Annotated in this window: 3 protein-coding genes; 1 reads left to right on the top strand and 2 read right to left on the bottom strand. The window is 65.5% G+C overall.

What is annotated here, in order from left to right; all coding sequences use genetic code 11:
* Positions 1–382 (top strand): DNA translocase FtsK (locus tag ACEW8G_RS03095; protein ID WP_373486981.1); only part of this gene is annotated, 382 nt, incomplete at its 5' end.
* 195 nt (positions 383–577) lie between these two features.
* On the opposite strand, the gene ACEW8G_RS03090 is transcribed toward ACEW8G_RS03095, so the two are convergent.
* Together ACEW8G_RS03090 and ACEW8G_RS03085 are read right to left on the bottom strand one after the other, a co-directional pair.
* Entirely contained in the window at positions 578–934 is a 357-nt protein-coding gene (locus ACEW8G_RS03090) for a HesB/IscA family protein (protein WP_373486980.1), read from the bottom strand.
* 59 nt (positions 935–993) lie between these two features.
* A complete protein-coding gene (locus ACEW8G_RS03085) occupies positions 994–1,413 on the bottom strand; it encodes a GFA family protein (RefSeq protein ID WP_373486979.1) in 420 nt (139 codons plus the stop codon).
* Positions 1,414–1,520: the final 107 nt, after the last annotated feature.

Genomic DNA, 1,520 nt, shown 5'->3' with positions numbered 1-1,520 from the left:
TATGTCGGGCGGCAAGCAGGTCGAGCGCGTTCACGGGCCGTTTGTCTCTGAGGAGGAGGTGCGCCGCGGTGCCGACCACTGGCGCACGCAGGGCGCGCCCGATTATGTGCAGGCGGTGACCGAAGAACCCGAGGATGGCGGCTTCGCGCTCGATGGCGCGAGCCTTGACGACAGCCCCGAGGAGCAGATCTATCGCAGCGCCTGCCAGATCGTGTTCGAAAGCCAGAAGGCATCGACCAGCTGGCTGCAACGCCAGCTACGCATCGGCTACAACAGCGCCGCCCGGCTGATCGACCGCATGGAAGAGGACGGCTATATCAGCGCCCCGAGCCACGTCGGCCGCCGCGAAGTGCTCCGCGACAAGGATGGCAACCCGTTGTGACCGCGCAAGCGGCGAGGCGATCCGGCGGATCGTGGTGCCCGATTGATTGGAATGACCCTGTTCAGGCAAGCTCCTCGGTATCGACGGCTTTATGAATGATCGCGCGCTAGCGCCGGCCTGACACGGGGCGCTGGTTGATCGCTGTCATGCCGTTAGCGTCGCCCGCCACCCCCGCGCCCGCCACGCCAACACGGTTCAGACTGAGAAGCTGGAGCCGCAGCCGCAGCCCGATGCCGCGTTGGGGTTGGTGACCTGAAAGGCGGCACCGCCAAGGGATTCAACGAAATCGACCGCGCTGCCGCGCACCAGATCGAGGCTAATCTCATCGACCACCAGCGATACGCCATCCTGGCGCGCCACGGTATCTCCATCCTCGGGGGCAACGGCGAGGCCGAAGCGATATTGAAAGCCCGAGCAACCGCCGCCTTCGACCGACAGCCGCAGGATCGCGGGCTTGCCCTGCTTGGCGGCAATCGCGGCGACACGGCTGGCGGCGCTGACGGTGAGGATAATATCGGCGGTGGCCGGTTGTGCGGTTGAAGCGATGGTCATGAGATCAACATAAGCCCTGCGACGATCCGCGACAAGCCATGCAATTCCAGTCGAACGGCTTAACCCTCCGGGTAACGCTCGAAAGCGGGCAGCTCGTGCGCGGTCCCCATCCACGCCAGCTGCTCGGCGGTCTGGATATGCGCCATCGCCGGGAACGCATTGGCGTCATCGAAGGTCGCGGTCTGGATGTCGACGATGCCCGGCAACACCACCTCGTTTACATAGAACAGCCCGGTTCCGCACTGCGGGCAAAAGCTGCGCTGGGCATGTTCGGACGAACGATAGACTGCAGGCGTGCCGCTGACGAGGCGGAAGCTGCCGCTGGACACTGCCGTCCAGCCCACCACCGGAGCCCCGGCGCAGTGCTGACAATCGCTGCAATGGCACAGTGCGGTGCGCGGAGCCTCTGCATCATCCGCAGGAGCGGCAACCGCATAACGCACCGCGCCGCAATGGCATCCGCCGGTCGCTTCGATCATGCCGCTGGTCCTTGCGCTTCAGCCGCCTTGGCGTCCCCGGAGCTTTGGGCGGCGATCAGCGCGTCGTCGATCGCCTTCGCGCGGATATAGGCCGGGCGAATGTCCAG

It is taken from the genome of Blastomonas sp. (assembly GCF_041747255.1).
Classification (GTDB): Bacteria; Pseudomonadota; Alphaproteobacteria; order Sphingomonadales; family Sphingomonadaceae; genus Blastomonas.
This window is presented reverse-complemented; position numbering and strand designations above follow the sequence as displayed.